Consider the following 26,722-nt stretch of genomic DNA (forward strand, 5'->3'; position numbering starts at 1 on the left):
CGGGCTCCGCGCCGTCCCTGTCACCGTCTCGCACCTGCACCTGCACCTGCACCTGCACCTTGCCCCTGCCCGTTCCGTCCCATCGGGCTGCCACCGGCGCACCGAAACTCGAACCTACCTGCCCGCACATCAGGCAAGGCAACCCTAACCGAATCAGTGCGGCACGTACCCCTTCAGGGGCGTTGCAGCATCCGGCGGCGCAGGCTGTCGTAGATGGGCTCGCTCCCCCAGCGGTCCGCGGTCACGTGCGCGGCGAAGCACGCGGTGAGGAGCGGGAGGGCGAGGGAGCCGGCGTTCGTCATCTCCGCGACCAGGACGACACCTGTGAGCGGGGCCCGTACGACCCCCGTGAACAGGGCGGCCATCCCCACCACCGCGAAGGCCACCGGGCTCGCCGCGCCGGCGGGCAGCAGCGGGGAGACGAGGGCCTCGGCCAGCGTCCCCCACAGTGCGCCCAGGGCCAGCAACGGGGCGAAGAGCCCGCCGGGCGTCGCCGCCGCATAGCTCAGGGGACCCGCCACGAACCGGACGGCCAGGTATGCCAGCAGCGCCGCCATCGTCATGCCGCCGCCCGCCAGCAGGCGCTCGCTCAGCGGGTCGCCACCGCCCGCCAGCAACGGGTCGACGGCCATCAGCGCTCCGACGACGGCTCCGATGAAGGCGGCCCGGGCGGTGAGCGGCACCCTGGTCAGGCGGTCGCACGCGGCCAGCGCCCCCACGACCAGCGCGCTGTACGCGGCTCCCAGCGCCCCCGCCGTCACGCCGAACACCAGGAACACCCCGAGCATCCACACCGGTGGGGCCGCGAGGTCCGGCACCGGGAACGCGGCGCCGCCCCCCACGATGAACCGGGAGCAGGCCACCGCGCTGACGGTGCCGACGAGCGTCAACAGCACCAGGCGCGGCCTGATCGAGCGGGTCACCTCCTCGCAGACAAACAGCAACCCGCCCAGCGGGGCCGTGAACGCCGCCGCCAGGCCGGCTCCACCGAGCGCGGTGTACAGCAGGCGGGCGTCCCCGGGGTCCAACCGGGCACGACGGCCGGCCACGGACCCGATCGCCGCACCCATGTGGACGACCGGCCCCTCGCGTCCCAGGACCAGGCCCGAGCCGATCGCGACGAGGCCGCCGAAGAACTTCGCCGGCAGCAGCCACAGCGGGTGCGCCTCGGACTCACGGCGCCACACTGCCTCCACGTGCTGGATCCCGCTGCCCGCCGCGTGCGGAACGCCCTGGGCGATCGCGCACGCCAGCGCCGCCCCCAGCGCGGTGAGCGCCACCGGGGCGAGCACTCCCGCGGGGCCCGGACCGGCGGCTTCCAGGATCGAAGCGCGCAGGTCCTCGGCGTGCGCGAGGCACCACCGGAAGCCGCCGCCGACCAGGCCGACCAGGGAACCGGCCACCGCCGCTACCGCGAAGGCCCGGCCGGTGTGACGGCGGCCGGGGCTGGCAATGGACATGGACTGCCTCCACCGAGCCGCACGAGGACGTCCGCCGAGCCTGCATCCCCCGCCCGACCGTCGCGGCGCACCTCGCCGTGACGGAGCCACCGGCGACCCGACCGGGCGAGCGGATCAGGCTCTCGCGGAGTCACCCCGCGCTTCCCGGAACACCGGCGGCAGAGCGACCGATCGGCTCAGCCGCGGGCGTCGACGAGCGCGGCGAGACCGTCGAGGACGCGTTCCAGGCCGAAGGCGTACGCGTGCTCGGGGCTGTAGGCGCCGCCCTGCGCGGCACCCGCGGCGGAGCCGACGCGCGAGGCGAGCGGGTAGGCGCGCTCGTCGAGGACGCGCGCGAGCAGGGGGGCGTGGGCGGCCCACCACTGCTCGTCGTCCATCGCGCTGTCCCGCCGCGCCGCGCGGGCGTCCGCGGCTGTGCGGGCCCATCCCTGCACGAAGCCGAGCAGGTAGGTCAGCGCCGCGTCCATGGTGACGTCGCCCAGCCCCAAGCCGTCCAGTGCCGACAGCTCGTGTTCGTACTTGGCCATCTGCCCGGGGCCCAGCGGCGGGCGGACCGTGGAAGCGGTGGCCGCCCACGGGTGGGACTCGAACAGCTGTCGATTCGCCCCGGCGACGGCCGACACCCGCTCCCGCCACGGCCGGCCCGAGGTGTCGGTGCGGGGCATGCGGGCGTACGCCGCGTCGAGCATGAGGTCGAGCAGCTCCTCCTTGCCCGGCACGTAGGTGTACAGCGTCATCGCGGCCACGCCGAGCGCCTTCGCCACGCTGCGCATGGTCACCGCCGCGAGCCCCTCGGCGTCGGCGAGGGCGGTCGCCGCGGACACCACGGCGTCGATGGTCAACCTCTGACGGGGGCCGCGCCGGGAGAGCGTCGCCTCGTCGCGCCAGAGCAGTTGCAGCGTGCGGGCCGGGTCGCCAGCGCCGGTGCGTTCAGTGGTCACGCGCAAAAGTACCTCGCATTCGAACTCCGTACGTCGTACAGTGTACGACGTACGAAAAAGTGACCCAGCCGTGCGCCTCCCGTTTTCCGCGCCACTTCTGCCTCAAGGAGCATTCGATGAAGATCACTTCTTCGGCCGTCACGTTGAACGTCGACGACGTCGCGGCGTCCAGCGCCTTCCTCGCCGCGCACTTCGGATTCCACGAGGAGATGGCGGCCGACGGCTTCGCGTCCCTGACGCGCGCGGACGCCGGCATGAACGTCATCTTTCTGCGCCGCGGCCTGCCGTCGCTGCCCGCCGACCAGCGCGACGACCATGCCCACGGCGTGATCCTGGCGTTCGTGGTCGACGACCTCGAAGGCGAGCTGGCCCGCCTGCGCACCGAGGGCGTCGCCATCACCATGCCGCTGACCGAGGAGGAGTGGGGGGAGCGCGCCTTCCAGGTCCGGGATCCCAACGGCGTCATCGTCCAGCTCGTCGACTGGAACGCGGCCGCCCCGAACGGTCCGGCGAGCTGAGCGGACCTACGCGCGGGCGGCGGCCGCGGCGGCGCGGACTTCTGCCAGGGACCGGCGTTGGATTCCACGGGCGTCGAAGTTGTCGGGTGACAGCCAGGACTCCAGGACCCGTTGGTTGGCGGGCCACTCGCCGTCGATGACGGAGAACCAGGCGGTGTCGCGACTGCGGCCCTTGTAGACGACGGCCTGGCGGAAGATCCCCTCGAAGGTGAATCCCAGGCGCTCCGCCGTCGTGCGCGAAGGCGCGTTGAGGCTGTCGCACTTCCACTCGTAGCGTCGGTACCCGAGCGCGTCGAAGACGTACCGCATGGCCAGGTACTGGGCCTCGGTCGAGAGCGGACTGCGCTTCATCAGCGGCGAGAACATCACGCTGCCGACTTCGACGACGCCCATCTCCGGGTCCTGTCGCATCAACGCGAGCGTGCCGACGGCCGTGCCCCGGTCGAGGTCGATCACCGCGTAGTGCCTGGGGTCGCTCGCGGCCGCCGCCTCCTCGGCGTAGCGCCGGAAGCCCTGCGCGTCCTGGATCGACCCGGTGAACATGTACGTCCAGTCCCGGTCGTCCGGAGCGCTGGAGTAGGCCGCGAAGAGGTCGGCCGCGTGCCGGTCCGCATCCAGCGGCTCCAGCCGGCAGTACGCGCCTTCGAGGGTCACCGCGCCGGGCAGCGGACGCGGTGACCAGTCGGGCACCGGCTCGCCGATGGGCTGGTCGAACTCATTGCTGCGGACGGTCACGGCTGCTCCTGGCCTGGATGTGTGCAGGCCAGCGTACGGAACGCGCGGGCACGACCGCCGGTCGCTGCGGCCGGGCTCAGGCCAGTTCCAGCGCGCCCACCGTCTGGCCCCCGCTGGTCTCGCCGGTCGGTCGGAAGCCGAGCCCGAGGTAGAAGTCTCCGGGACCGTCCGCCTCGGCGTGCCAGGTGGTCGTCAGCCGCGTACCGCCGCGGCGCCGGATCTCGGCCGCCAGGGCCTCCACCGCGAAGCGCCCGTAGCCGCGGCCCTGCTTCCCGTCCGCGATGTTCAGGCGCCAGAGCCCGGAGCGGAAGTCGACCCCCTCGCCGGTCCAGTCGATGTCGAAGAAGGCCATGAGGAAGCCGACGATCTCGTCGCCGTCGCAGACGAGCCGGGGCCAGGCGACGCCGGGATGCACGTACGCCTCGGCGATCGACCTCACCACGGAGGACACCAGGTGCTCCTGGTCGGGGCGGACCTTCAGGTCGACCGCGGCGTCGAAGTTCTCTGGGGTGAGCTCTTGCAAGTGGAGTGCGTCCGGCATGGCCGCACCCTACGCAATCGCTCCGGGGCGTCCGCCCGCGGGGCGCAGGTCAGGTGGCGCGCCGGGCCCGGTGCCCGGTCCGTGGGGCTCGGCGGGTGCGGGGGGTCGACCGCTGGGATAGTGGGAGTCAGTGGCCCTCACGTTCTTCGACACCGGACGCGTGGCGCGCGATCTCTACGCCGCCGCGAGTCAGAAGGCTGGGCCCGAGGGCGCGGGGGCCGCGATGTCCCAGGTGCTGCGCCCGATCATCGCGCACGACGCGCTCAGCGTGGTGGCCACCGATCCCGCGACGGGGCTGGGCCTCGGCTGCTTCAGTTTCTGGCACCAGTACGAGCCCGCGCTGGTCACCGCACTGGTCATGCACCGCTACCTGGACGGCGATCCGTACCGACCGGCCGCGCTGGCCGGGCTGCGGACCCCGGCCGCCGTCGTGGGTCCGACCGGTGGCGGTCCGCCCGACCCGTGGATCGGCCGGGTCCTCGCCGAGCACGGGGCCGGCTCCGAGCTCCGGCTGCTCATCGAGGACGTCCACGGCGTGTGGGGCTCCCTCGCGCTGCTGCGCTGCGCGGGCGCCTGCCCCTTCACACAGGACGACGTCCAGCGGGCGGTGCGCCTACGGCCCGCGCTGGTGGCGGCCCTGCGGCGGTACGCCACCGCGGGACCGCTCTGTCCCGCCGCTCCCCCGCTCGCCGCCGGAGTGGTCACGGTCGGCAGCGACCACCGGATCAAGGCGATCAGTCCGCAGGCGAAGGAGTGGCTGGGCCAGCTGCGGGGAGGGCACACCATCCCGGGCTGGGTCACCGAACCGTTCCTCGTCGCCCTCTCCCTCTCCGCACGGGCCCGCGCCCGGGACGGCGACGCGTGGACACCGCTGGTCTGTACGCCGCCGGCCGTCTGCGGCCGATGGATGACGTTCCTCGGCGAGCCGCTCGACGAGGAGGGAGCCGGTGACGTCGCCCTCGTCGTCCAGGGAACCGTCGCGGACCTCGTCCTCCCGTCGTTCTGCGCCTGGTACGGCATCACGCCCCGCGAACGCGACACCCTGGGCGCGCTCCGCACCGGGGAAGCCGTCAAACAGATCGCGCGGCACCTGGGGCTCTCCCCGTACACCGTCAACGACCACCTCAAGGCCCTCTTCCGCAAGACGGGCGCGGGTGGCCGTGACGAACTCATCGCCGCCTTGACCCGCTGATCCCGGGCCCGTCCATCCCTGATTTCAGGGGGTCGCGGCACCGGCGGCCCGGCCCACTATGGAAGCCGTGGAAGAAGGATCCCCGGATCTCCGGATCCACGGATCCCCACCGGGGGTCCCTCCCCCCTCCCCTCCTTCCCAGGAGTCACCATGACGAAAATCAACTTCAACGAGCCCTCGCGGGGCGAAACCGCGAGCGGCGACACCTCCTTCTCCGTGAGCAACCGCGGACCCGGTCAGGCGCTGGCGGGCGAGAGCTTCCAGGGCGAGGCCATCCGCGGGGTGAGCCACTCCGAACACGGGGCGGTCGTCGGCATCAACGACAAGAGCAACGGCCGAGGAGACGCGAGCTGGTTCGAGAGCAGCGCGGGCGAAGGCTGTCACGGCGTGAGCCACGCGCTGGGCTCGGCCGGGGTCGTCGGCATCAACGACAACCCCAACCCGGGCAGCGGCGCGGGCGTGTACGGCGAGAGCAAGACGTTCGAAGGTGTGCGCGGCGTGTCGCACACCTATGAACACGGTGCCGTGGTCGGCGTGAACCTCTCGCAGGGGATGGCCGGCTACTTCGAGGGCAACGTGCACGTGACCGGCCGCATCACCCATCCCGGCGCCGACTACGCAGAAGCCCTCACCGTCGCCGCCCCGGCGGCGGTCAGTCCGGGCATGGTCGTGGTGCTCGACGACGGAGGTCGGATCACGCCCTGCTCCCGGGCGTACGACGCCCGCGTCGCCGGGATCGTCTCCGGAGCCGGCGGAGTCCAGCCGGCGATGGTGCTCGACGACCACGAGGGCGGAGCGCCCATCGCCCTGATGGGCAAGCTGTGGGTACTGGCCGACGCGTCGAAGGCCCCCATCCACTGCGGGGACCTGCTCACCACCTCCGCGACCACCGGTCACGCGTGCCGGGTCACCGACCGGGAGCGGGCCTTCGGCGCCGTCGTGGGCAAGGCGCTCACCGATCTGCCGTCCGGGCGCGGCATGGTCCGCGTCCTGGTGAGCGCGAGCTGAAGGGTCCCGACCCGCTGCTCCCGACGGTACCGGTCCGGGCTCCCCCGCCCGGACCGGTACCGCGTGCGCCGACCGGAGCCGGGGACACCAGCGGCGCCACCGTCACCCGCGGAGCGGAACCCACCCTCAGCGGGGAGGCGTCACGCCGGCCCCGCCGCGGCCGGAGCACCGAACCAACGGGTCGCGGCCCGCTCGAAGGCCTCCGCGTCGGGGTGGCGGTCACCGGTCCAGGCGACCACACCGTCGGGCCGCACCAACACGGCACCCGACCCGAGGTCGTTCCTCGCCGTCCCGGCCGCGTACCGGATCCGGTCCTCCCAGGCCGTCGCCGAAGCGTGCAGACGCCGGTCGGCGCTGAAGTCGAGCAGGACGCCCCGACCGTCCTCCATGAGGTCGCCGAGACGGGTGCCGTCCTCCAGGCCGAAGTCGGGGGCGCTGCGGCCGACCAACGGGTGCTCGCTGCCGAGGTCGTACCGGATCCAGGCTCCCGACAGCCTCTCGAACACGTGGGTCGCTCCCTCCCGGGTGGCGATGAGATCGCGGACCACCGCCTGGATCGCCTGGGCGTAGGGGTCCGGCCGCATGGTCGCCACCTGGGCGCGCGACCAATCGAGGACCGCCGCACCGATCGGATGGCGCTCCTCGGCGTAGGTGTCGAGCAGCCCGTCCGGCGCGTGCCCCCGCACGGTCGCGCCGAGCTTCCACCCCAGGTTCACGGCGTCGCCGATGCCGGTGTTCAGTCCCTGACCGCCGAGGGGGGAATGGATGTGGGCGGCGTCGCCCGCGAGGAGCACGCGGCCCCGGCGGTAGGCCGTCGTCTGCATCGCCCGATCGGTGAAGGACGAGGCGATGTGGACCTCGTCGACGGTCACGTCGGTACCGGACACGCGGCGCAGGACCTCCTGGAGGTGCTCGCGGGTCGGCGGCCGGGAGCGGTCGAAGGCGCCGCCGTCGAAGTCCATCATGGCGAAGTAACCGGCGCCGGGCAGCCGGATGTACATGCCCGTCGGCGTCAGGTGGAATCCCGGGCTGACCTGCTCCGGGTCGGCGAGATCGGCCAGCATGGTGTATCCGGTGAACTGGGGCTCGGTGCCGACGAATTCGAAGCCCGCGAGCCTGCGCACCGTACTGCGTCCGCCGTCGCAGCCGACGAGCCAGCGCGCCTCGTAGGTGTCCTCGCCGGCTCGGGCGACCACGCCTTCGCCGTTCTGGGAGACGGCCGAGACCGTGACGCCGCGCCGGATCTCCACGCCGAACTTGGCCGCCTGCTCGGACAGCACCGTCTCGACCGCTTCGAGGTCCGTCGCCAGGGATTCCTGTGCCGGGCTGGGCAGTCGGAACGGCAGGGAGTCGGCGTCGATCAGGGAACCGTCGAGCATCATGCCGGCGAAGTGGCCGCCGAACCGGGGGCGTTGCGGCGCGCCCGCTTCGGGGGCCGCGCCGAACATCTCCTGGGTCCCCGACGCCGTCACTAACGACTCCAGCATGCCGCGCCGGTAGAACGCCTCGACCGACGCGGCGGACAGCCCGCGCCTGCCGAGGGGGGCCGCCCTGAACGGTGAGCCGGTCTCCGTCTCCCGTTCGAGCACCACTACGGAACAGCCCGCGAGGCCGAGCTCGCAGGCGAGGGCCAGACCGACCGGACCGGCTCCCACTATCACTACGTCATGCACGAGAGATCTCCTCCTGGATCGCCGAACCGGACGGGTCTGTCCGGCAGGACCTCTCCAAGGTGTCAACTCCCGCCGACATCCCTCCGACAACCCCGACAAACCACCGACACCGTCGCGGGAGCGGGAGAGTCGGGCGGTGTCACGGATCCGCTTCCAGGCCCGATGCCCGGCCAGAGCCTGAGCGGAACTCCAGGTGGCCGCCCAGCGCCGCAGTAGTGCCAGCGGCCGGGTTCGGCGCTTGACCTCAACCAAACATGAGCTTCTAGGTTCGTTCCAGAGCCGCGGGAAGCGCCCAGCGGCGCCCTTTCAAGGAGCTTCGCCATGACCGAGCGCACAGCCCCCATCGAGACCCCCGACCGTTACCGCTACGCCGTGATCCCGCACATCATGGTCGATGACGCCGACGCGGCGATCGACTTCTACCGGCGGGCGTTCGGCGCCCGCGAGGACATCAGGATCGATGCTCCGGGCGGCGGGATCCTGCACGCCGAGGTCACCATCGGGCGGTCGGCGCTGATGCTGGGCGACGCCGGCGCGGATCCGGCGGAGGCCGGATCCTTCGCCGCGCCGACCTCGCTCGGCGGAGGCACGTCCGTCACCTTGCACGTCTACGTGCCGGACGTCGACAGCCTGGCGGATCGGGCCGAGGCTGCCGGCGCCGAGATCCTCCAGCCGCCGACGGACATGTTCCACGGCGACCGCACCGTCATCCTCAAGGACCCTTCGGGGCACATCTGGGTATTTCTGACCCACCTGGAAGACGTCCCGGAGGATGAGCTCCGGCGCCGCCTGGCCGCCGCCAGGTGACCGGACCGGGCCGGCGGACCACCCCGCCGACCGGCCGACATCCGGGCTACCGGCCCGACCTGGTTGGCCCGGGTCACTGGGCGTCGAACTTGCGGCGGACGTACGTGAGGTCCTGGAGGAGGGCGGCCGCGGTGACGCGGGTGGCTGCGCGGGGGCGGGAGGGGGCGGGGAGGGGGAGGGAGCCGGTCTCGGCCCATTCGAGGCGGCCGTCCGGGGCGATGTAGGCCCTGGTGCGGCCCCGGTTGTCCGGGTGCAGGCAGTAGGGGATGTCCAGGTATCCCTTGCGGAAGGCCAGCAGCAGGGCGCGGCCCAGGTCGGGGTCCAGGTTCAGGACCGCGTGGACCAGCGTCGCCGCCTCCTCGTACGTCGCGGAGTCCGCGGGCTCGTCCGTGGTGGGCGGGGAGACCCGGGCGGACGCCCAGGAGGCGTACTCCAGGGCGCGTACGTTCTCCTCGATCGTGGGGATGCGCCGGGACTCGGCGGTCGTCTTGACGATCAGGCGCTGGGCGCCCGCGGCGGTGGCCAACTCCGCCGCGTCGCCCAGGATGCGGTAGGCGCCGGCGTGCGTCTCGGGGTAGACGCCCATGTAGGCGTAGACGACGACGTGCCAGTCGGCGACGGGCAGCAGCTCGCCGCACAGCCGGCGCAGGGCCACGATGGCCTCGTGGTCCTGCTCCCGGTTCGTCTGCTGGGCGTAGCTGACGGAGACGCTGCGGATTCCGTGCTGGGCGAAGAAGAGGGCCTCCAGCACGCTGATGGCCACGAGTTGGCTGGGGGGACACAGCTGGCCGAGCATGCAACCACCGAAGGTTTCCAGGTGTGGTTCCAGGCCGGTGTCGCGGAGCTGCGCGAAGAGGTCGCAGCTCCTTTCCCAGTTGCGGACGGACTCGGACAACGGGGTCCGGCCGTAGGGCAGGCAGTAGGAGACGGGGCCGCCCTCCGAGGCTTCCAGCCCTGCGGCGAGCAGGGCGCGGAAGATGTCGAGCGGATTGGCCGATCCGTGGCGGACCTGTACCGGGAAGTCGTCGCCCCGGATGCCCGACAGCACCCGGGTGGTGGTGTCGAGGGAGTGGCTCACCAGCGGGTAGCCGTTGAGGTCGGTCCCCTCGCGCAGCGCGCTCTCCGCGGCGGCCAGGTGCCCCACCCGGGTGTGGGCGTCGATCGTGATCGTGCCGACGCTGCATCCGGCGACCCCGCGCGTCGCGGCCAGCCCGGTGCGCATGGCCACCGGGTCGCTGAAGCCCATGCGGGGCTGCACGACGAGCTGGTCGCGCGCCGCGGCGGCCTGGACGAACGCCCCGAAGCCCCCTGCCTGCCGCTCGCTCACCGGGCGCTCTGGACCAGGTCCAGGTCCGGTTCCGCCAGGGGCAGCGAGGCGGCGAAGAGCCGCAGGGCGCTCGCCGGGTCGGTGTCGTCGTGGAAGACCTCGTCGAAGCCCGCCGCCCGCAGTTGCTGCGCGCTGGCGCCGTCCGCTCCCTTCACCCCGAGCTTCCCGCCGATCACGATCGGCGTGTCGGCCAGCTCGGAGACGGCCCGCAGCTTCCCGATGACCCGCAGCCCGTCCTGGGCACCGTGGCCGTTGACGCTGCTCACCACCACGAAGGCGGGGCGGACTTCGACGCACCGGTCCACCAGCACCTCGTCGGGTACACAGGGGCCGAGGTTCACCACGGCGTAGCCCATCTCCTCCAGCAGCAGCTGGATGAAGACGAGGTTCCAGGTGTGGGAGTCCGAGGCCACCGTCGTCACGATGACCGTCTGCCTGGCGCGCGTCCGCTGGTCAGCCACTGGTCTCGGCCACCTTTCGATAGGTACGTACGTGCTCGATGCGGGAAACGGAGAGCACCTCCGCGCCCCGTACGACCGCCTCGCCGGGGGCGGGCCTGCCCAGGAACATCAGCAGGCTGGCGGTGGGCCCGTAGGCACCGGTGTTGGGGATGGCGATCAGGTCGCCGGGGGCCAGTCCGGCCGGGAGTTCGATCTCCCGCCCGAGGATGTCGCCGGGGGTGCACAGCGGTCCGGCGAGCGACGCGCGCTGCGTGTCCCGCTCGTCGGGGGCCGGCCGGACCGACACCGGCAGGATGCGTCCGATGCCCGACATCCCGCCGAAGGTGTTGATGCCGGCGTCGAGGACGACGAAGGTCCGTCCGCGGCTGACCTTCACGTTGCTGACCGAGGCCAGCAGGGTGCCGCAGTCGCCCACGAGGTAGCGGCCCGATTCGACGGCCAGCCGGGGAGCGCCCTCGCGCCAGCGCGGGAAGTGCGCGTCGAGGCCGGATTCCAGCTCCGCGCGCAGCTCGGGGTAGGCCGCCCGCTCGCCGTGCTGTCCGTAGGGGACGGAGAAACCGCCGCCGATGTCGAGCAGCCGCAGCGGGATCCCCAGCTGGCGCTCGATGTGCGCGGCCAGCTCGATGGTGTGCAGGAACTCGCCGATCAGCGCCGCCTCGTCGGCCGCGTTGCTCTGGGAGAACAGGTGCAGGCCCGCGATGGTGGTGCCCGGCACGGCGAGCAGCCGGGGCGCCAGGTCCTCGATCGTCTCGCTGTCGATGCCGAACTGGGTGGGCTTGCCCGTCATCCTGACGCCGCTGGCCGCGCTGGCCGTGACGCTGTTGATCCGCAGCAGGCAGTCGGCGACGGTCCCCTGGTCCAGGGCGGCCGCACCGATGTGCTCCAGGTCGGTGAGCGATTCGGCGGAGAAGAGGCGCACGCCGAGGCCGATCGCCTCGCACAGCTCGCCGGCGGTCTTGCCGGGACCGGTGTAGAGGACGTCCTCGGGGGCGTGCCCGGCCTCCAGGGCGGCGGCCAGTTCCCCGGTCGAGCTGATCTCGGCCCGGCAGCCGCGCCCGTCGGGCCCGCGCAGGGCCCGGACGAGCTCCGGGTGGGGGTTGGCCTTGAGGGCGTAGAAGACCTCGCACCCGTCGGGCAGCCAGCTGACGAGGTCACGGCGGGCGGCGTCGAGCCGGTCCATGTCGTAGACGTACAGCGGGGTGCCGTGCGTCCGTGCCAGTTCATCGAACGGGGTGTCGGTGCTCATTGGGCCCCTCCCTGGAGCAGGGCCGTCAGTGCGGCGCGGGAGTTCTTGCCGTGCAGGGTGAGGGGGAACTCGGTCAGGACGCGGCAGGTCGTGGGTACCTTCGGCAGTTCGAGGCGCTTGGTGAGTTCGGCGGTGACCTCCTGGGCCTGGAGGTCGCTCTCGACGAACAGCGCGAGTCCGTGCCCGTCGCCGGGTGGTAGTACGGCCGCGGCGCGCACGCCGGGGATGTCCATGGCGGCGCTCTCGATCTCGACGGTGCTCATGCGGAAGCCCTTGTGCTTGAACATGTCGTCGCGGCGGCCGTTGAAGTAGAGGTATCCGTCGGCGTCGAGGTGTCCGTAGTCGCCGGTGTGCAGCAGCGGCTCGCCGCTGCTGCGGTCGCGGCGGAAGGACCTGGCGGTGTCCTCGGGGTTGCGCCAGTAACCGGCCATCACGTGGGGGCCTGCGGTGACGATCTCGCCGATCTCCCCGGTGGGAACGGGATCGCCGTCGGCGTCCAGGATCAGCACCCGGGTGCCCGGCAGCGGCAGGCCGACGGATTCGGGGCGTTCCCGGTCCTCCGCGGGAGGCATGATCGTGATGCGCTTGGCCTCGGTCTGGCCGTACTGCCGGACCACGCTCGCGCCGGGGAAGTACTGGCGCAGGGCGTCGATGGTGGCCTGGGGCAGGGCGGCGCCGGTGTTGGTGAACATCCGTACGGTGGACACCGGTTCGGTGTCGCGGCCGGCCAGCCGGGTGATCATGCTGGCGAGCGAGGGGACGATCGGGACGACGGTCACCCCGGTCTCGCGCATGCGCTTCAGGAGGACGAAGTCGGACTCGCCGTCGGCCAGGACGATCTGGCAGCGCGCGATGCACGCCATCAGGACCTTGAAGAGGCCGTAGTCCCAGGACATGGGGAAGCGGCAGAAGACGACGTCGTCCGACCGGTAGCCCAGCCCCTCGGTCAGGGCGCGGGAGGCGAAGGCCACCTGCGACTGCGGGCACATCACCGCCTTCGGGGCGGCGGTGCTCCCGGAGGTGTAGATCAGGACGGCCAGGTCGTCGGCGCGTACGGGATCCGGCTCCGCGTCCGACGTCGAGCGGCCGTCGACGTCGTCGCCGTCGCCGTAGTCGTCGTGGGAGCCTTCGGCCTTGGGCCACACGTCGGCCAGGTCGTGCACGGGGGCGGAGCTGATCCGCCGCAGGAGCGCGGCCCGCGGGGCGTCGGTGATGACGAGGGCGGGCTCCGCGTTGTCGAGGACCGACGTGAGGTGGAACTCCTTCATCGCCGGGTTCAGCGGGACGAAGACGGCGCCCGCGCGCGAGGTGCCGTAGAACATGGCGGCCAGTTCGCGGCTGCTGTGCAGCTGGACCAGGACGCGGTCCCCCCGGCCGATGCCCTGGCCCCGCAGCCAGGCGGCGAACCCCCGGCTCGCGGCGTCGAGTTCGCGGTAGGTCCAGGTGCCGGTGGCGTCCCGGATCGCCGCGGACCCGGGCACCTCGGCGACGGCGGCGTCCAGTAGCGAGTGGATGGTGTGGCTCGTGGCCTGGCTGTTCAAGCTCTCTTCCCCGTTCACCTTGCGTGGGTGGTGGTCGTGACGAGCAGGTCCCGCAGGGCGCTGCGGTCCACCTTCCCGTTGGCGTTCAGTGGTAGGTCCGTCAGCACGGTCAGCGCCGCGGGGACCATGTACTCGGGCAGTCGGGCGCGCAGCGTCGCGAGCACGTCCGCCGCGTCGACGCCCTCCCCCGTGCAGACGGCCTCCAGCCGCGTCTCGCCGCGGCGGCCCGGAAGGACCATCGCGATCGCGTCCGCGACCAGCGGGTGGGCGCGCAACTCGCTCTCCACCTCACCGAGTTCGAGGCGGTAGCCGCGCACCTTGACCTGGTGGTCGAGGCGCCCCAGGTGGCCGAGGCCGTCCTCACCGTGGCGGACCCGGTCCCCCGTGCGGTACCAGAGGTCCGCGTCGGGCCGTCCCGACGGGTCGGCGAGGACGGCGTGGTCGTCCCCGGCCTCGTACCGGTAGAAGCGTGCGGTGTTGTCGGCGGGGTCGAGGTAGCCCGGGAAGCGCTGGACGCCGCGCACGCAGAGCTCGCCCTCGTCCGCAGGGCGGCCGTCCTCACCGACGACGAGCTGCTCCAGGCCGGGCAGGAGCGCCCCGATCGGTACGGTGCCGCCCGCGGGCAGCTGCGGGTCCGTTTCGGCCGGGAGTCTGAACTGGGTGCAGCTCAGGGTCAGTTCGGTCGGGCCGTACAGGTTCTCCAGCACGCTGGCGGGTGCGGCCGCCTGCCAGGCCCCGGCCTGGGCCGTGGTCAGCGGCTCGCCGCAGAAGAGGCTCCAGCGCAGCGTGGGCATGCTGTCGGGGCTCAGCCCGCGCAGCCGCTGGGCGAGCGAGATCACGGAGGGGACGGAGAACCAGTGGGTGATGCGCTCCCGGGCCACGAAGCGGGTGGGGGCCATGAGTTCGCCCGGGCCGGGCACGACGAGGGTGGCCCCCGCCCCCCAGGCCGCGAACAGGTCGAAGACGGAGAGGTCGAAGGTGAGGTCGAAGGTCTGGGAGAGCCGGTCGCCGACGCCGATGCCGTAGCGGTCGATCACGTGGTCCAGGTAGGCGGCGATGCTGCGCTGCTGGATCGGCACGCCCTTGGGGGTGCCGGTCGACCCGGAGGTGAACAGGATGTAGCAGACGTCCTCGGGGTCGGTTTCGACGACCGGTGCGAGCGGCGCGTGGCCCGTCGGGTCCGTCGCATCCGTGCGGTCCCCGCCCGTCGCGACGGCGTCGGGGGCCACCACCGGGACGGGCAGGGCGACGTCGGCGTACTGCGGCTGCGCGAGTACGCAGTCCAGCTCGGCCGCCGCCACGACGGTCTCGGTGCGGGACGGGGGGAAGTCCGGGTGGAGCGGCACCACGGTGGCGCCGAGCCGCTGGACGGCGAGGTAGCCGGCGTACGCGGTCGGGCTGCGCAGGGCGAGCAGGCCCACCCGGCGGGGCACCCGGCCGCCGGTGGCGCTCACGAGTGCGCCGGCCAACCGTCCCGCGACGGCTTCCAGTTCGGCGTAGGTGAGGCGGGCTCCGTCGATGTCCAGTGCCACGGCATCGGGGTGCCGCCGGGCCGTCGCGGCGAACCGCCCGTAGAGTCCGCGGTCAGACGTCACGGTCCGCTCCTCCTTGCCGCGCGCCGGCGTACTGCGGCTCCGCCGCGCCCGCCGCCTCCAGCTGCTCCACCATGGCGATGACCTGGGCGAACGCCTTCTCGACCGCGCCCGCGCGGAACCGGCCGCGCTCGGCCGAGGCGATGCCGAAGCGCACGGCCTGCGGCAGGGCGCCCCAGGCGGCGGACGCCTCCTCGGCGCCCCGCACGGATGCCAGGCGGAAGCGCTGGTGGCGGGCGGCGGTCCAGATGTCGTCGGCATAGCGCGCCAACGCGTCGGGGTCGGCGCAGACCTGGTCGGCGACGTGGCGCAACGCGGGCAGCAGGCCGTGCACCCAGGTGCCTTCGGGGGCGGCGGGGCGCGGCGCCGCGTCGAGTTCGAGCCAGCGGTACCCGGTGTAGGGGGGCAGGGCGACCTCCTCGCCGAGGGCGTGCCGGTCGCGGCTGACGGCCTGCGGTGCGGCGTGGCCGAGCGGGGTCAGGGCGCCGCGCAGTTCCCGGTCGTCGAGGATCCCCGCGTAGGGCGTCTGGCTGCCGTGCGGGGTGAGGGCCTCGAAGGCGTCGCTGACGGACCACTGCCCTTCGGCGCGGCGGCTCACGACCACCCAGTGCGGTGTCCCGACCGTCTCGTACATCGGCGACCAGGGCAGGTGGCGGGTGTTGCCGACCGCGAGGACGCGGCCGTGGAGCGCCGACTCCGCGTCCAGCGCGGTGCGCGCCGCCTCCCAGTCCTGCGCGCCCCGGTAGGCGAGGCCGCGTCCCTGGTCGTCGATGTCGACCCGCGCGTGGTGCGAGAACGCCAGCCCGCCGTCCGGGGAGTCGGTGCGCACCGACAGCCGGACGGACCGCGCGAGCCTGTCCTTGATGTCGGGCGTGCCGGGTTCGAGGTAGGCGACCAGGCTCGCGGTGTAACAGCTCAGCTCCGCCCGGTCCGGCGTCGCTGCTGGGGTCTCACTCACGCGGTTCTCCTGGTGCTGTCGTTCGTGGGTCTGGTCCGGAAGGCGCCGTGAAGGCGCAGCTCAGCGGGATCGGCGAGCGGTCCCGCAGGGCCACCCACCGGTAGGGCCCCCAGGCGCCGTGCGGGGCGTACGGGGCGACGTCGGCGGACCAGACGCCGCCCGCGAGCCCCGTCCCCGCGCTCTTGAGGACGGCTTCCCGTACCGTCCACATCCAGGCCAGCTCCGTGGCCCGCGGCCCCACGGGCAGGAGGGCCAGCTCCTCGGCGCGGTCCTTGGCGCTGTGGCGCAGCATGGCGGGGTGCACGGTGGTGGGCGGGTACTGCACGTCCACGCCGACCGCGTGGTCGAGTCCGACGCAGGCGGCGACGGCGTCCGCGTCGTGGCTGACGCTGATGCCGATGCGGGGCCACCGCGGAAGGTGCGGCCGGCCCAGCGGCGTGTACGCGACGGTGGCCTCGCGGGCTTCGGGGATGTGCGCGGCCAGGAGCCGGCGCAGTGCCCGCCTGCCGGCGAGGTACTCCGCGTACCGCCAGTCGGGCATGTCCGGGGCCCGCACGAGGTCCTGGTCGGTGAGGCCGTGGTGGTCCGCGGCGGGGGCGCCGCCGATCTCCAGGGTGACCAGGATGCCGGGTGCGGCCTCGATGTCCAGGCGGGTGTTCTCCTGGAGGGTGGTCGGGGCGTTCACGGCGTCAGCCCGGCCAGTACCTGGTCGAGCCGCTCGGCCGTGGTGTCGAGGACGACTTCGGTGGCGCCGCCGCCGATGCCGAACACGGCTGCCTCCGCGCGCAGTTGCTGGATCCCGCCACGGCCGAAACCGTCCGCTCCCTGCAACTGGCCGCACTCGTTCAGCACGCGTTCCACGGTGGTGCCCGAGAGCGCCTTGAGCACCGCGGCGGCGGTGGCGTCGCGGTCCGTGGCGATCCGTTCGTGGGATTGCATCCACAGCGCGTGCAGGGCGCTGACCTGTACGGCGCAGGCGGCGAGGCGCTGGCGTACGGACGGCGAGTTCCGCAGCGGGACGCCGTCGAGCAGCCGGCCGGCCAGGTGGTGTCCCGTGTCGCCGACGACCCGGCGGCACAGCTCGATCGCCCAGGCCGCCGAGGCCAGGCGTTCGACCGCGAGGTGCCGGGCGAACAGGGCGAGCCCCCGGCCGGGGCGGCCGAGGAGGTGCGTGCGGGGCAGGGTGACGGAGGAGAGGTGGACGTCACCGACGCCGGAGCCCTGGAAGAGGTCGGTGTCCGCCGGACGCACGGTGACACCGGGGGCGTCGAGCGGGACCAGGACCCATGTGAAGCTGGTGAAGTGGCGGCCGGGCCGGTGCCGGGCGAGGACCAGGGCGTGGTCGGCGCTCAGGGCGGAGGTGACCCACCGCTTGACCCCGCTGACGACCAGGTCGCCGTCCTGGTCGCTCAGGTCCACGGTCGTCCCCAACGCGGCCAGGTCGGAACCGGCGGCCGCCGCGTCGGTGGCGGCGAGCGCGAGCAGCGTCTCGCCCTCCAGGGCGGCGCGCAGCACCTCCCGGGTGACCGGGGTGGCCGCCGCGTCGGCGAGGAGCGGTATCGCCGTGGCCAGTTGGACCAGCAGGGCGAGGACGGTGCCCTGCGGGCCGCTCGCGTCGGCGTCGGCGAGCAGCCGCCGCAGCAGGAGCGGATCGAGGCGGCCGGTGGGCTCCTTCCCGTACAGCTCGCGGAGCGTGCCGGAGGCGGCGAGGGTCGAGAGGACCTCCCGTACGCCGCCCCCCGGCCCGGTGGGCAGTTCAGGCAAGGTTGACCTCCGGGTCGAGCAGGGCGAGCCTGCCGTCGGCGAGGTGCAACCGGTCGTTGTTGTAGTTGAGCGCCGCCGACCGCAGGTCGCGCAGGGCCCGTTCGAGACCGGTGGGCGAGCCCTTGAGGTAGCCGTGGCGCAGGCCCACCGCGTCGACGAGGTCCTCGATGGTCCGGTGGCACTCCTCGGAGGCGGTGATCTTGAGGGCGTTGATGAGCATCTGGTACTTGGGGCGCGACAGGTCGTCGCCCTCCTCGGCCGCGCGGGCCAGGGTGGCGGCGGTGTGCCGCAGCAGCGCGTGCACGGTGTCCAGACGCTGCCGGGCGGTCGAGAGCCTGGTCAGCAGCAGCTCGGAGTCGAGGTTGGTGCTCTTGCGGCCGGCGGGGCTGCGCAGCAGGCGCAGCACCCGGGACAAGGCGCCCGATGCCGTACCGAGCCAGCTCGCCGCCCAGCCGAGGTGGGCCAGCGGGCCGAAGGTGTCCAGCACGATCTTGCGGAACTGGCCGTGCTCGCCGATGACCTGGTGCTCCGGCACCTGGCCGGTCAGCCGCATGGCCACGCTGTGGCTGGCCCGCATGCCGAGCGGGTCCCAGTCGCCGGAGACCTCGATGTCGAGCTGGTCGCGGTGGGCGAAGACGAGGGAGACCTCGTGCGGGGAGCGGGCGGTGGGGCTGAGCATGGTGATCAGGAAGCCGTCCGCGTGGGCGCCGCCCGTCACGATGGGCGCGAAGCGGTCGATGACCAGCCGGCCCGGCTCTGCGGTGAGCTCCGAGGTGGCCGTCAGCAGGTGGCCCCCCTTGCCGGCCTCGGTGGTCACCGAGGCCAGGTAGAGCCGCCCGGCGGCGATCTGCGGGAGCAGTTCCTCCGCGAGTCGGGGGCTCGCGTGGCGCACGAGGGCGGCGACCTGCTGGCAGTGCATGGTGAAGATCATGGCCACCGACATGTCGACCCGGCCCAGGGCGATGCCCGCGTCCAGGACCTGGTCCACGCCGCCGCCCATGCCACCGTGCGCGGTGGGTACGGCGAGGCCGAGCAGCCCGGTGTCGCGCAGCGCGTCGAGGACGGCGGTCGGGAACGCGGCGGCCTCGTCACAGGGGCCGGCCTCCTTCTCCGCCACTTCGCCGACGCGGCGCAGCGCCTCGGTCAGGGCCTGACCGTCGAAGTCGCTCATGCCGACTCCGCCGCACCGGCGGGCATCGCGCCGAGGGCCGCGTTCCACAGGCTGCCCGCGGTGGTGAAGGTCTCCTCGGTGAGGGCCTCGTCGGGGAGCTCCACGCCGAAGGTGTCTTCGAGCGCGAACATCAGCTCGATGGCCTGCATGGAATCGAGCCCCAGCTCCCGGAGCTGCGTGTCGGGAGTGATCTCCTGGTCACCGAGAAAGGGCAGGAAGGGCGTGAGCATCTCGGCAAAGCGGGCATCCATGAGGATCAATTCCTTTTCGTGGTGAGGTCGTTCTTTGCATCGCCGAGCGCGCGCCGTACCAGCGCGGACAGGCTCTCGATGTGCTGGAGGTTCTCGGGCACCAGATCGGCCGGCTCGAACTCCACGGCGAACCGGTCTTCGAGGGTCTCCACGATCTCGACCATGCGGAGGGAATTGAATTCCGGATGCACCGTCAGCACATCGGTCTCCAGCGCCTCTTCCGCGATGCCGAGCACCGAGGACACCGTCGCCCGCACCGCGCCGCGCACCGCGAAGGCCGCGGTGTCCGCGTGCAGCGCCTGCGCCGCCCGCTCCCACAGGCCGCCGGGCTCGGCCCGGCCGCGGTCGACCCGTCGGAAGGCCAGGTAGGCGTGCTCGACGAGGGCGTCCCAGGCGCCGAGGTGCAGCCGCACGTCCTCGCCGAGCGGCTCCCCGGCGCGTTCGGCGGCGTACAGGGCGTGCAGCCTCCGGGAGCGGGCCAGCAGCCAGGTCTCCAGCGTGAAGGCTTCGAGCGCCGCCCGCCGGTCGGGGTGTTCGGCGTAGCCGCGCAGGTACTCCGTCGCCGTGACCGGGCCGGGAGCGTAGCGGGGCTCGGGCGGCGTCGCGAGCGCCCGTGGGGCGAAGCGCACGCTCTCGGCCCCTTCCGGGAGCGCTGCGATCAGCGCGGCGAATTCGGTCCGGGAGTAGCCGAGCCGCAGGGGCCGGGCCGGGCCCCACTGGGTGTCGTTGTGATAGGCGTCGCCGATGGCGAGGCCGTCGCCGTCCGGTTCGACCAGGAAGCTGTGTTCCACGTGCTTGGTCCCGTGGTACGGCACCCACGGCAGGTGGTAGGCGTCGGCGACCACGTAGAGCGGGGCGTCGACCTCCACCGGGGAGCCGGGCGCGTGCCGCCGGCGTTCCGCCACGGCGAGGCCGAGCAGTTCCGCGGCGTCGTCCAGGTGCTGGTCGAGGGTGGGCTCGACGGTCGCCAGGCCGGTGGGCGAGCCCTCCGGCGCCGGACGCGGCGCGAAGCGGAGCGCCGCGCCGAGGCGCAGGTGGGTGCCCGCACCGTGGTACCGGTCGGCGAGCAGGGCCAGGTTGGCCTGCAGGCAGTCCAGCCGGTCCGCGTGGACGGGGAAGTCGCTCACCGGGACCCGGCCTCCTCGGCGGCATCGGCGGCCAGGGCGATGAGGTCGTCGACGGTCTTGTACGAGCGGCCTGCGAAGAGGTCGTCCGGGAGGCCGGCGCTGAGCTCGTCCTCCAGCCGCGTGAGGATGCCGAGCAGCGCCATGGACGAGATCTTGAGGAGCTCGCCGTCCAGCGGTTCTCCGTCGGCCAGTTCGGACGGCTGGAGGGAGAGCCCGCGCTCGGCGATGACCACGCGCTTGACTTCCTCGGCGATGCTGTCCCGGTCGGGATTCACTTCTCGATCGACCTTCCGTCGTATGTGCTCGGCCCCGATCGTGAGGGCAGTGCGAGGGGGCGGTCCGGCGGAGCCGTACCGCTCAGCGCGCCACCGCGGCGCGCGTCGTGCGGATGTGTTCGGAGATCAGTCGGATCACGTCCGCGGCCTGCGAGTTGAGGTAGAAATGGCCACCGGGGAACACGGTCTTCGTGAACGGTCCCGTGGTGTGCTCGGACCAGGAAGCCGCCTCGTCGTCCGTCACCTGCGGGTCGGTGTCACCGATGAGGGAGAGCACCGGGCAGGTCAGCGGCGGACCGGGCCGGTAGACGTACGTCTCCACCACCCGGTGGTCGCCCCGGATGGCCGGCAGGATCATCCTGAGCAGTTCCTCGTCCTCCAGCAGTCGGGCGTCGGTGCCCTCCAGCTGCCGGATCTCCTCCATCAGCCCTCGGTCGTCGCGCAGGTGCACGAGGTCCGGCTGCGGGCGGGTGCGGGAGGGGGCGCGGCGGCCGGAGGTGATGACCCCGAGCGGTACCGTTCCCGCGTCCTCCAGGAGCCGGGCGACCTCGAAGGCCACCATGGCGCCCATGCTGTGCCCGAAGAGGGTGACCGGCCGGTCCAGCCAGGGGGCCAGCGCTTCGACCACTCCGTGGGCGAGCTCCTCGATGGAGTCGGCGCACGGTTCGTGGCGCCGGTCCTGGCGCCCCGGGTACTGGATGGACAGGACGTCGGTCTGCGGCGACATCGCCCGGGCGACGGGCAGGAAGAACGACGCGGAGCCGCCGGCGTGCGGGAGGCACACGAGCCGCGTCGGCGCGTCGGGGGCCGGGGCGTACCGGTGGATCCACGCGCCGGTGTCCACGCTTACCACGCCGGCAGTTCCCCGATGGTGAGCACGGTGGCGGAGCAGACCCAGCCCGGACCCTGAGAGGTCATCAGGACGTGATCGCCGGGCACCAGCTCGCCGGTGCGCACGGCGTGCTCCAGCGTGATGAAGATGTCGGCGCCACCGGCGTGGCCGACCGAGCTGCCGTACTCCCAGACCAGCCGGTCCATGGGAATGCCGAGGGGACGCATGAGCGCGTGCTCGGTCATCCTCTTGTCCACGTTGATGGAAATGACCTTCGAAATCTCTTCGCTGGTCAGACCCGCGTCGACAATGGCCTCGTTGATGATTCCGAGATCGAATTTACCGAACTTCTCGAAGAGCTCGGCGAATCCCATGACATTGTCGACGAAATACTGCGACCGCTCGCCCATGTTGAAATACTTGCGGTCACTTCCGTCGGGCGGCAGAAGCGATTCCTCACCACGGTGCCACTGCTCCAGGCTGTGCAGCGTGCCGGACGCCAGGGACCGCACCTCGGCGAATCCGCCGCGCCCGTTGACGACCGCGGCCACGGCTCCGTCGGAGAAAATGGAAGAGGTGCCGAAATCGCCCCACCGGTTGATCAGCGGAGTGCTGAAGTTCGTCGCGGTGGTGATCAGCACGTTGTTCCGCTTGGCCACACCGGTGACCTGACCGATCGCCGCCTCCAGGCCACCGAGCATGCTGTTGCAGCCCTGCTGCACGTCGAGCGAGGGAATCTCCCCGGCGCCCAGCTCGCGCAGCACGTAGGCCGGCGCGTAAGCCCCTTCCGGCACCTGGTAGTAGACGCTGCCGTGGACGTGGTAGTCGATCGCCTCCAGCTGCGCCGACGAGCGCGTGACGGCGCTCCGGGCAGCGAGGACGGCCATGTCGGCGGCCGGTACGTCGCCGGCCACGTGCGTGCCCTTCAGGCCGGCCGCGGCGAACTCTCCGCGCGCGTAATCGCTCGCACCCTCGGCCTCGGCGGAGGCCACCCATTCCGGAAGGTGCACCCCGAGCGAATCGATAAAGACACCATTTATTTTCATGACGAAAACCTCCCCTGTCTCCCCGCTTGTACAACGTCCACCTAAATCGAGAGTGGATCATCCTGTCAAGCCGACTTGACATACGGGGGCCATACAGTGTTGACGTGACCTTCGTCACGGCGAAATTGTGACAGTCTTTCGGCTATCCATAGAGCATTGCGGATTTCTACTGAAGGTGGATCGATGACCCCCCATATTGACCCCAGCGCCGAGGTCGACGTAAACGCGACGGTGGGCGACGGAACGACCGTCTGGGGCCTGGCCCACATCCGGGAGGACGCCGTGGTGGGCCGCGGCTGCACCATCGGCCGCGGCGCCTACGTCGGCCCCGGAGCGACGCTCGGGGCCGACTGCAAGGTCCAGAACTACGCCCTGATCTACGAGCCGGCCCGGGTCGAGGACGGCGTGTTCATCGGCCCCGCCGCGGTGCTCACCAACGACCCGCACCCGCGCGCCCTCACCCCCGACGGTGCGGCCAAGGGGCCGCAGGACTGGACGCCGGTCGGGGTGACCGTCCGCCACGGCGCCTCGATCGGTGCCCGGGCCGTGTGCGTCGCCCCGGTGACCGTCGGACGCTGGGCCCTGGTCGCGGCCGGTTCCGTGGTGACCCGCGACGTGCCGGACCACGCCCTGGTGGCCGGCTCGCCCGCCCGCCGGATCAAGTGGGTGGGGCGGGCCGGTGTGCCCCTGGAGGACCAGGGCGACGGCCGCTTCCACTGCCCGGTCACGGGCGAGGCGTACACCGAGGTCGCCACCGACGTACTGCGCCGGGACGCCGACCCCGCGTGATCCGGGAGGCCGACGGCCCCGTCAGGACAAGGAGTTCAGGCAGGCCAGGAGGGTACGGGCCTGCACGCTGACGTAGTGGTCGTGCCGCAGCAGTGCGTTCAGCTGCGGCACGCTGAACCACGCGAAGTCCGGCGGCAGGTGGCCCGGGAGGGCGTCGTCCGCCTCGACGACGAGGTGGCGGGAGACCGCGTTCAGGAACCGTCCGCCTTCCTCCGACTGGACGGCGTCGTAACGCACCCTGGCCGGATCGGCGTTCAGGACGTAGTCGAGCAGGGGCGGCCGGTCGGCGGGGTCGTAGTTCTCCGGCACGCACTGCACGGTGGGGCCGAGCTCCACCGCGCTGCGGAAGCCGGGTTCGGCGCGGGCCCGCATCAGCACGTGCGGTACTCCGCCGACCTCGCGCACCACCGACGCGACCACGCCCGGCCCGCGCGGGGCGAAGAGCGGCTGGTGCCAGCCGGTCACCTCCCGGTTGCCGGCCCGGACGGACACGGCCACCACGCTGAAGTAGCGGCCGTCCTCGCGGGCCATCTCCGTCGCGCTCCGGTGCCAGCCCCGCGTCTCGCGCAGCGGGATGCGGGTCGCCTCGATCTCGCGCTCGCTGCGCTGCCCGGTGAGCCAGCCCAGCAGTTCGGCGGTCGGCGTCAGGGCGCCGTCCGCCCGCTCGGCGGAGGGCAACAGCGGGGCCAGGCAGGCCAGCACCGTACGGGAGTCCATGTTGACCACGTTGTCCCGCGCCAGCAGGTCGTTCAGCTGGCCCAGGGTGAGCCAGCAGAAGTCGTCGGCGAGGGGGACCTCGGTCTCCGGGTCGACCTCCACAACCATGTTGCGGTTGCGCTTTTGGTAGAACCACGCGCCGTGCTCGGACTGCAGCACGTCGGTGATCACCCGGCCGCGCCCCGCCCCGGCGAAGTACTCCAGGTAACGGACGGGCGCACCGCGGTGGACTCCCGTGAAGTTGCTCCGCGTGGCCTGCACGGTGGGCGACAGCTGGAGCAGGTTCGGGTTGCCCGGCTCCATCTTCGCCTGCATCAGCAAGTGCGGCACTCCGCCGAAGTCCTTGACCAGGATGCCGAGGATGCCGATCTCCGGCTGCCGGATGATGGGCTGGTGCCACTCGCTCACCGGCCCGTCGGCGGACCGTACCGCCAGTCCCTCGACGCTGAAGAACCGTCCGCTGCGGTGCACCAGGTTGCCCGTGGCGTCATCGAAGCTCCAGCCCTCCGCGGCCGCGAAGGGGACCCGCTCGACCCGGAAGGGATGCGCCTGCCGGCGCTCCTCCAGCCAGGCGTCGAACGCTTCCAGGGGCAACTGGACGCCCTCGCGGGCCCGTTGCGAGGCCGCCAGTCGGCCGGGCAGGGCCGCGTCCTCGCAGCCGCGCAGGACGCCCGGGTGCGTCAGGACCGCCGTCACGCCGCCGCTCCCCGCTCGGCCGTGGCCGCACTCCACCGCTCCGGGTGGGCCCGGTACCACGCGACGGTGTCGGCGAGCCCCCGCGCGAAGTCGACGGCGGGCGCGTAGCCGAGTTCCTCGCGGATCTTGCTGTCGTCCAGCGCGTAGCGCAGGTCGTGACCCTTGCGGTCGGTCACTTGGCGCACGCTCTCCCACGTGGCACCGCACAGGTCGAGCAGCAGCTCGGTCATCCGGCGGTTGGTCAGCTCGCCGCCGCTGCCGACGTTGTAGACCTCGCCGCCGCGCCCCTTGGTGAGGACCAGCTGCAGCGCCTCGCAGTGGTCGCTGACGTGCAGCCATTCGCGGACGTTGGAGCCGTCCCCGTACAGCGGCACGGTCTCGCCGGCGAGCAGCCGGCTGACGAACAGCGGGATCAGCTTCTCGACGTGCTGGTAGGGCCCGTAGTTGTTGGAGCAGCGCGTGACGGACACGTCGAGGCCGTGGGTGCGCGCGTAGGCGCGGGCCATCAGGTCACTGCTCGCCTTGGAGGCGGCGTAGGGCGAGTTGGGGGCCAGCGGCCACTCCTCGGTCCACGAACCGCTGGATATCGAGCCGTACACCTCGTCGGTGGACACGTGCACCACCCGCTCGACTCCCGTGCGCAGGCACGCCTCCAGCAGGTTCTGCGTGCCGACGACGTTCGTGCGGACGAAGACGGACGGGTCCGCGATGGAGCGGTCCACATGCGACTCGGCCGCGAAGTGCAGCACGGCGTCGTGCCCGGGCAGCAGGTCCCGCAGCAGCTCCTGGTCGCAGACGTCGCCCTCGACGAAGGTCAACCGCTCGTGCCGGGCGGGGAGGTTGGTCCGGTCACCGGCGTAGGTCAGCTTGTCCAGGACGGTGACGCGGGCGTCCTCGTACCCGGCGTAGCCGCCGTCGAGCAGGGTGCGCACGTAACAGGACCCGATGAAGCCGGCGCCGCCGGTCACCAGGAGCTTCACGCCGCCACCTCCACGCTCGCGTGGTCCCCGACGATCAGTCGGTGGGAGCCGTCGGTGCCCGCCGCCGTGACGGTGGCCTCCCGGCCGATGACCGAGCCGCGGATGGACCGGACTCCCTGGACGCTCGCACGGGCCAGCACGATCGTGTCGCTGACCTCGGCCCCGCGCAGCAGGCAGTCTTCGCCGATGGAGGTGTGCGGGCCGATGGAGCTGCCCTCGATCAGGGCCCCGGCGCCGACGACCGCGGGGCCGATGATCTGCGAGCGGACGATGCGGGCACCCGCCTCGACCACGACCGCGCCGATCAGCTCGCTCTCCGAGTCGACCTCGCCGTCGACGCAGGGCTTGATCCCGTCGAGGAGTTCGCGGTTGCAGGCCAGCACGTCGTCGATCCGACCGGCGTCCTTCCAGTAGCCGGTGTAGGTGCGGGCCTGTACGTCGGCCCCGCTCTCCACCAGCCATTGGATGGCGTCGGTGATCTCCAGCTCGCCGCGGGCGCTGGCTCCGATGGCGGCCACGGCCTCGTGGATGGCCGGGGTGAAGAAGTAGACGCCGACGAGCGCCAGGTCGCTGGCCGGGTCCTCGGGCTTCTCGACGAGGCGCAGCACGCGCCCGTCCTCGTCGACCTCGGCGACACCGAAGGCACGCGGGTCGGCCACCTTGTGCACCACCAGTTGTGCGGTGGGGCGCTGGGCGCGGAACTCACGGGCCATCTCGACGACGCCGTTGGTGAGGACGTTGTCGCCGAGGTACATGACGAAGTCGTCGTCGCCCAGGAAGTCGCGGGCGATGGCGACGCAGTGGGCCAGGCCGAGCGGTTCGTCCTGCTGGATGTAGGTGAGTCGGACGCCCAGCTCGGCGCCGTCGCCGAGGACCGCGGCGATCTTCTCGGGGCGTTCGCCGACCACGATGCCGATCTCGGTGACGTCGAGGGACTTGAGCGCCTCGATGACGTGCACCAGGACGGGCTTGTTGGCGAGCGGGATCAGTTGCTTGGGCAGGGAGTGGCTGAACGGCCGCAGCCGCAGCCCCATACCGCCGGACAGTACCAGCGCTTTCACCGGTGACTCCTTC

Annotated in this window: 27 protein-coding genes; 5 read left to right on the forward strand and 22 right to left on the reverse strand. The window is 72.4% G+C overall.

Going from position 1 to position 26,722, the window contains the following annotated elements; translation table 11 throughout:
* Window positions 1-173 precede the first annotated feature (173 nt).
* Both ACIBEA_RS07225 and ACIBEA_RS07230 read right to left on the reverse strand, forming a co-directional pair.
* The gene (locus ACIBEA_RS07225) at window positions 174-1,460 is read right to left on the reverse strand and encodes a ClC family H(+)/Cl(-) exchange transporter (protein ID WP_399258813.1); all 1,287 of its coding nucleotides are present in this window, start codon (window positions 1,458-1,460) and stop codon (window positions 174-176) included.
* A gap of 176 nt (window positions 1,461-1,636) precedes the next feature.
* Window positions 1,637-2,401 (reverse strand): TetR/AcrR family transcriptional regulator, encoded by a 765-nt coding sequence (locus tag ACIBEA_RS07230; protein WP_399258814.1) that lies wholly within the window; start codon window positions 2,399-2,401, stop codon window positions 1,637-1,639.
* A 116-nt stretch (window positions 2,402-2,517) separates the two neighbouring features.
* Here ACIBEA_RS07230 and ACIBEA_RS07235 point away from each other — a divergent pair, with 116 nt between their 5' ends.
* Complete coding sequence (locus tag ACIBEA_RS07235; protein WP_399258815.1) at window positions 2,518-2,919, forward strand: VOC family protein; 402 nt, start codon at window positions 2,518-2,520, stop codon at window positions 2,917-2,919.
* A gap of 6 nt (window positions 2,920-2,925) precedes the next feature.
* Here ACIBEA_RS07235 and ACIBEA_RS07240 read toward each other — a convergent pair whose 3' ends face one another.
* Both ACIBEA_RS07240 and ACIBEA_RS07245 read right to left on the reverse strand, forming a co-directional pair.
* Window positions 2,926-3,654, reverse strand: coding sequence for a GNAT family N-acetyltransferase (locus ACIBEA_RS07240; protein ID WP_399258816.1), 729 nt, complete (start codon window positions 3,652-3,654; stop codon window positions 2,926-2,928).
* Between the two features lie 76 nt (window positions 3,655-3,730).
* Window positions 3,731-4,195, reverse strand: coding sequence for a GNAT family N-acetyltransferase (locus tag ACIBEA_RS07245; protein ID WP_399258817.1), 465 nt, complete (start codon window positions 4,193-4,195; stop codon window positions 3,731-3,733).
* Window positions 4,196-4,325: 130 nt separating this feature from the next.
* On the opposite strand from ACIBEA_RS07245, the gene ACIBEA_RS07250 reads away from it, so the two are divergent.
* On the forward strand, window positions 4,326-5,387 hold the full coding sequence (locus ACIBEA_RS07250; protein WP_399258818.1) for a helix-turn-helix transcriptional regulator: 1,062 nt from the start codon (window positions 4,326-4,328) through the stop codon (window positions 5,385-5,387).
* A gap of 150 nt (window positions 5,388-5,537) precedes the next feature.
* A complete protein-coding gene (locus tag ACIBEA_RS07255; protein WP_399258819.1) occupies window positions 5,538-6,395 on the forward strand; it encodes a hypothetical protein in 858 nt (285 codons plus the stop codon).
* A 140-nt stretch (window positions 6,396-6,535) separates the two neighbouring features.
* Here the strand turns inward: ACIBEA_RS07255 and ACIBEA_RS07260 are convergent, their stop codons facing one another.
* On the reverse strand, window positions 6,536-8,068 hold the full coding sequence (locus tag ACIBEA_RS07260) for an FAD-dependent oxidoreductase (RefSeq protein WP_399258820.1): 1,533 nt from the start codon (window positions 8,066-8,068) through the stop codon (window positions 6,536-6,538).
* A gap of 321 nt (window positions 8,069-8,389) precedes the next feature.
* On the opposite strand from ACIBEA_RS07260, the gene ACIBEA_RS07265 reads away from it, so the two are divergent.
* Window positions 8,390-8,875 (forward strand): VOC family protein, encoded by a 486-nt coding sequence (locus ACIBEA_RS07265; RefSeq protein ID WP_399258821.1) that lies wholly within the window; start codon window positions 8,390-8,392, stop codon window positions 8,873-8,875.
* Between the two features lie 73 nt (window positions 8,876-8,948).
* Here ACIBEA_RS07265 and ACIBEA_RS07270 read toward each other — a convergent pair whose 3' ends face one another.
* The 14 genes from ACIBEA_RS07270 to ACIBEA_RS07335 all read right to left on the reverse strand — a co-directional run bounded on the left by ACIBEA_RS07270 (window position 8,949) and on the right by ACIBEA_RS07335 (window position 22,466).
* Window positions 8,949-10,202: a methylaspartate mutase gene (locus tag ACIBEA_RS07270; RefSeq protein ID WP_399258822.1), complete on the reverse strand. Its 1,254-nt coding sequence runs from the start codon at window positions 10,200-10,202 to the stop codon at window positions 8,949-8,951.
* Window positions 10,199-10,663, reverse strand: a complete 465-nt coding sequence (locus ACIBEA_RS07275) for a cobalamin B12-binding domain-containing protein (RefSeq protein WP_399258823.1) — start codon at window positions 10,661-10,663, stop codon at window positions 10,199-10,201. The genes ACIBEA_RS07270 and ACIBEA_RS07275 overlap by 4 nt, the downstream gene beginning before the upstream one ends.
* Entirely contained in the window at window positions 10,656-11,909 is a 1,254-nt protein-coding gene (locus tag ACIBEA_RS07280) for a type III PLP-dependent enzyme (protein ID WP_399258824.1), read from the reverse strand. Before ACIBEA_RS07280 ends, ACIBEA_RS07275 begins: the two co-directional genes overlap by 8 nt.
* Window positions 11,906-13,468: an AMP-binding protein gene (locus ACIBEA_RS07285; RefSeq protein ID WP_399258825.1), complete on the reverse strand. Its 1,563-nt coding sequence runs from the start codon at window positions 13,466-13,468 to the stop codon at window positions 11,906-11,908. Before ACIBEA_RS07285 ends, ACIBEA_RS07280 begins: the two co-directional genes overlap by 4 nt.
* Entirely contained in the window at window positions 13,465-15,045 is a 1,581-nt protein-coding gene (locus ACIBEA_RS07290; protein WP_399258826.1) for an amino acid adenylation domain-containing protein, read from the reverse strand. The genes ACIBEA_RS07285 and ACIBEA_RS07290 overlap by 4 nt, the downstream gene beginning before the upstream one ends.
* Window positions 15,035-16,000 carry a hypothetical protein gene (locus tag ACIBEA_RS07295; RefSeq protein ID WP_399258827.1) on the reverse strand — a complete coding sequence of 322 codons (966 nt, stop codon included), beginning with the start codon at window positions 15,998-16,000 and terminating at the stop codon, window positions 15,035-15,037. The genes ACIBEA_RS07290 and ACIBEA_RS07295 overlap by 11 nt, the downstream gene beginning before the upstream one ends.
* Window positions 15,993-16,685 carry a 4'-phosphopantetheinyl transferase family protein gene (locus ACIBEA_RS07300; RefSeq protein ID WP_399258828.1) on the reverse strand — a complete coding sequence of 231 codons (693 nt, stop codon included), beginning with the start codon at window positions 16,683-16,685 and terminating at the stop codon, window positions 15,993-15,995. Before ACIBEA_RS07300 ends, ACIBEA_RS07295 begins: the two co-directional genes overlap by 8 nt.
* Window positions 16,682-17,764: an acyl-CoA dehydrogenase family protein gene (locus ACIBEA_RS07305; RefSeq protein WP_399258829.1), complete on the reverse strand. Its 1,083-nt coding sequence runs from the start codon at window positions 17,762-17,764 to the stop codon at window positions 16,682-16,684. The genes ACIBEA_RS07300 and ACIBEA_RS07305 overlap by 4 nt, the downstream gene beginning before the upstream one ends.
* A complete protein-coding gene (locus tag ACIBEA_RS07310; protein WP_399258830.1) occupies window positions 17,757-18,935 on the reverse strand; it encodes an acyl-CoA dehydrogenase family protein in 1,179 nt (392 codons plus the stop codon). Before ACIBEA_RS07310 ends, ACIBEA_RS07305 begins: the two co-directional genes overlap by 8 nt.
* A complete protein-coding gene (locus ACIBEA_RS07315; protein WP_354384042.1) occupies window positions 18,932-19,186 on the reverse strand; it encodes an acyl carrier protein in 255 nt (84 codons plus the stop codon). Before ACIBEA_RS07315 ends, ACIBEA_RS07310 begins: the two co-directional genes overlap by 4 nt.
* Before the next feature lie 5 nt (window positions 19,187-19,191).
* Window positions 19,192-20,313, reverse strand: a complete 1,122-nt coding sequence (locus ACIBEA_RS07320; protein WP_399258831.1) for an acyl carrier protein — start codon at window positions 20,311-20,313, stop codon at window positions 19,192-19,194.
* Entirely contained in the window at window positions 20,310-20,588 is a 279-nt protein-coding gene (locus ACIBEA_RS07325) for an acyl carrier protein (RefSeq protein WP_399258832.1), read from the reverse strand. Before ACIBEA_RS07325 ends, ACIBEA_RS07320 begins: the two co-directional genes overlap by 4 nt.
* An 82-nt stretch (window positions 20,589-20,670) precedes the next feature.
* Window positions 20,671-21,441, reverse strand: coding sequence for a thioesterase II family protein (locus ACIBEA_RS07330; protein WP_399258833.1), 771 nt, complete (start codon window positions 21,439-21,441; stop codon window positions 20,671-20,673).
* Window positions 21,435-22,466, reverse strand: coding sequence for a ketoacyl-ACP synthase III family protein (locus tag ACIBEA_RS07335; protein WP_399258834.1), 1,032 nt, complete (start codon window positions 22,464-22,466; stop codon window positions 21,435-21,437). Before ACIBEA_RS07335 ends, ACIBEA_RS07330 begins: the two co-directional genes overlap by 7 nt.
* Before the next feature lie 183 nt (window positions 22,467-22,649).
* Here ACIBEA_RS07335 and ACIBEA_RS07340 point away from each other — a divergent pair, with 183 nt between their 5' ends.
* Complete coding sequence (locus ACIBEA_RS07340) at window positions 22,650-23,255, forward strand: acyltransferase (RefSeq protein WP_399258835.1); 606 nt, start codon at window positions 22,650-22,652, stop codon at window positions 23,253-23,255.
* A gap of 21 nt (window positions 23,256-23,276) precedes the next feature.
* Here ACIBEA_RS07340 and ACIBEA_RS07345 read toward each other — a convergent pair whose 3' ends face one another.
* Genes ACIBEA_RS07345 through ACIBEA_RS07355 form a run of 3 tightly spaced genes read right to left on the reverse strand, consistent with a single transcriptional unit; the run spans window position 23,277 to window position 26,709 of the window.
* A complete protein-coding gene (locus ACIBEA_RS07345) occupies window positions 23,277-24,668 on the reverse strand; it encodes an NDP-hexose 2,3-dehydratase family protein (RefSeq protein ID WP_399258836.1) in 1,392 nt (463 codons plus the stop codon).
* A complete protein-coding gene (gene rfbB / locus ACIBEA_RS07350; RefSeq protein ID WP_399258837.1) occupies window positions 24,665-25,648 on the reverse strand; it encodes a dTDP-glucose 4,6-dehydratase in 984 nt (327 codons plus the stop codon). Before rfbB ends, ACIBEA_RS07345 begins: the two co-directional genes overlap by 4 nt.
* Window positions 25,645-26,709, reverse strand: coding sequence for a glucose-1-phosphate thymidylyltransferase (locus ACIBEA_RS07355; RefSeq protein WP_399258838.1), 1,065 nt, complete (start codon window positions 26,707-26,709; stop codon window positions 25,645-25,647). Before ACIBEA_RS07355 ends, rfbB begins: the two co-directional genes overlap by 4 nt.
* Window positions 26,710-26,722 lie beyond the last annotated feature (13 nt).

Origin of the sequence: Streptomyces sp. NPDC051555, assembly GCF_044454405.1 — a bacterium.
Taxonomy (GTDB): Bacteria; Actinomycetota; Actinomycetes; order Streptomycetales; family Streptomycetaceae; genus Streptomyces.

What these genes read in the sequence shown, in the direction of transcription:
- ACIBEA_RS07225 (WP_399258813.1), bottom strand. Translation starts at nt 1,460, where the DNA reads ATGTCCATTGCCAGCCCCGGCCGCCGTCACACCGGCCGGGCCTTCGCG.
- ACIBEA_RS07235 (WP_399258815.1), top strand. Translation starts at nt 2,518, where the DNA reads ATGAAGATCACTTCTTCGGCCGTCACGTTGAACGTCGACGACGTCGCG.
- ACIBEA_RS07245 (WP_399258817.1), bottom strand. Translation starts at nt 4,195, where the DNA reads ATGCCGGACGCACTCCACTTGCAAGAGCTCACCCCAGAGAACTTCGAC.
- ACIBEA_RS07255 (WP_399258819.1), top strand. Translation starts at nt 5,538, where the DNA reads ATGACGAAAATCAACTTCAACGAGCCCTCGCGGGGCGAAACCGCGAGC.
- ACIBEA_RS07265 (WP_399258821.1), top strand. Translation starts at nt 8,390, where the DNA reads ATGACCGAGCGCACAGCCCCCATCGAGACCCCCGACCGTTACCGCTAC.
- ACIBEA_RS07280 (WP_399258824.1), bottom strand. Translation starts at nt 11,909, where the DNA reads ATGAGCACCGACACCCCGTTCGATGAACTGGCACGGACGCACGGCACC.
- ACIBEA_RS07310 (WP_399258830.1), bottom strand. Translation starts at nt 18,935, where the DNA reads ATGAGCGACTTCGACGGTCAGGCCCTGACCGAGGCGCTGCGCCGCGTC.
- ACIBEA_RS07315 (WP_354384042.1), bottom strand. Translation starts at nt 19,186, where the DNA reads ATGGATGCCCGCTTTGCCGAGATGCTCACGCCCTTCCTGCCCTTTCTC.
- ACIBEA_RS07335 (WP_399258834.1), bottom strand. Translation starts at nt 22,466, where the DNA reads ATGAAAATAAATGGTGTCTTTATCGATTCGCTCGGGGTGCACCTTCCG.
- ACIBEA_RS07340 (WP_399258835.1), top strand. Translation starts at nt 22,650, where the DNA reads ATGACCCCCCATATTGACCCCAGCGCCGAGGTCGACGTAAACGCGACG.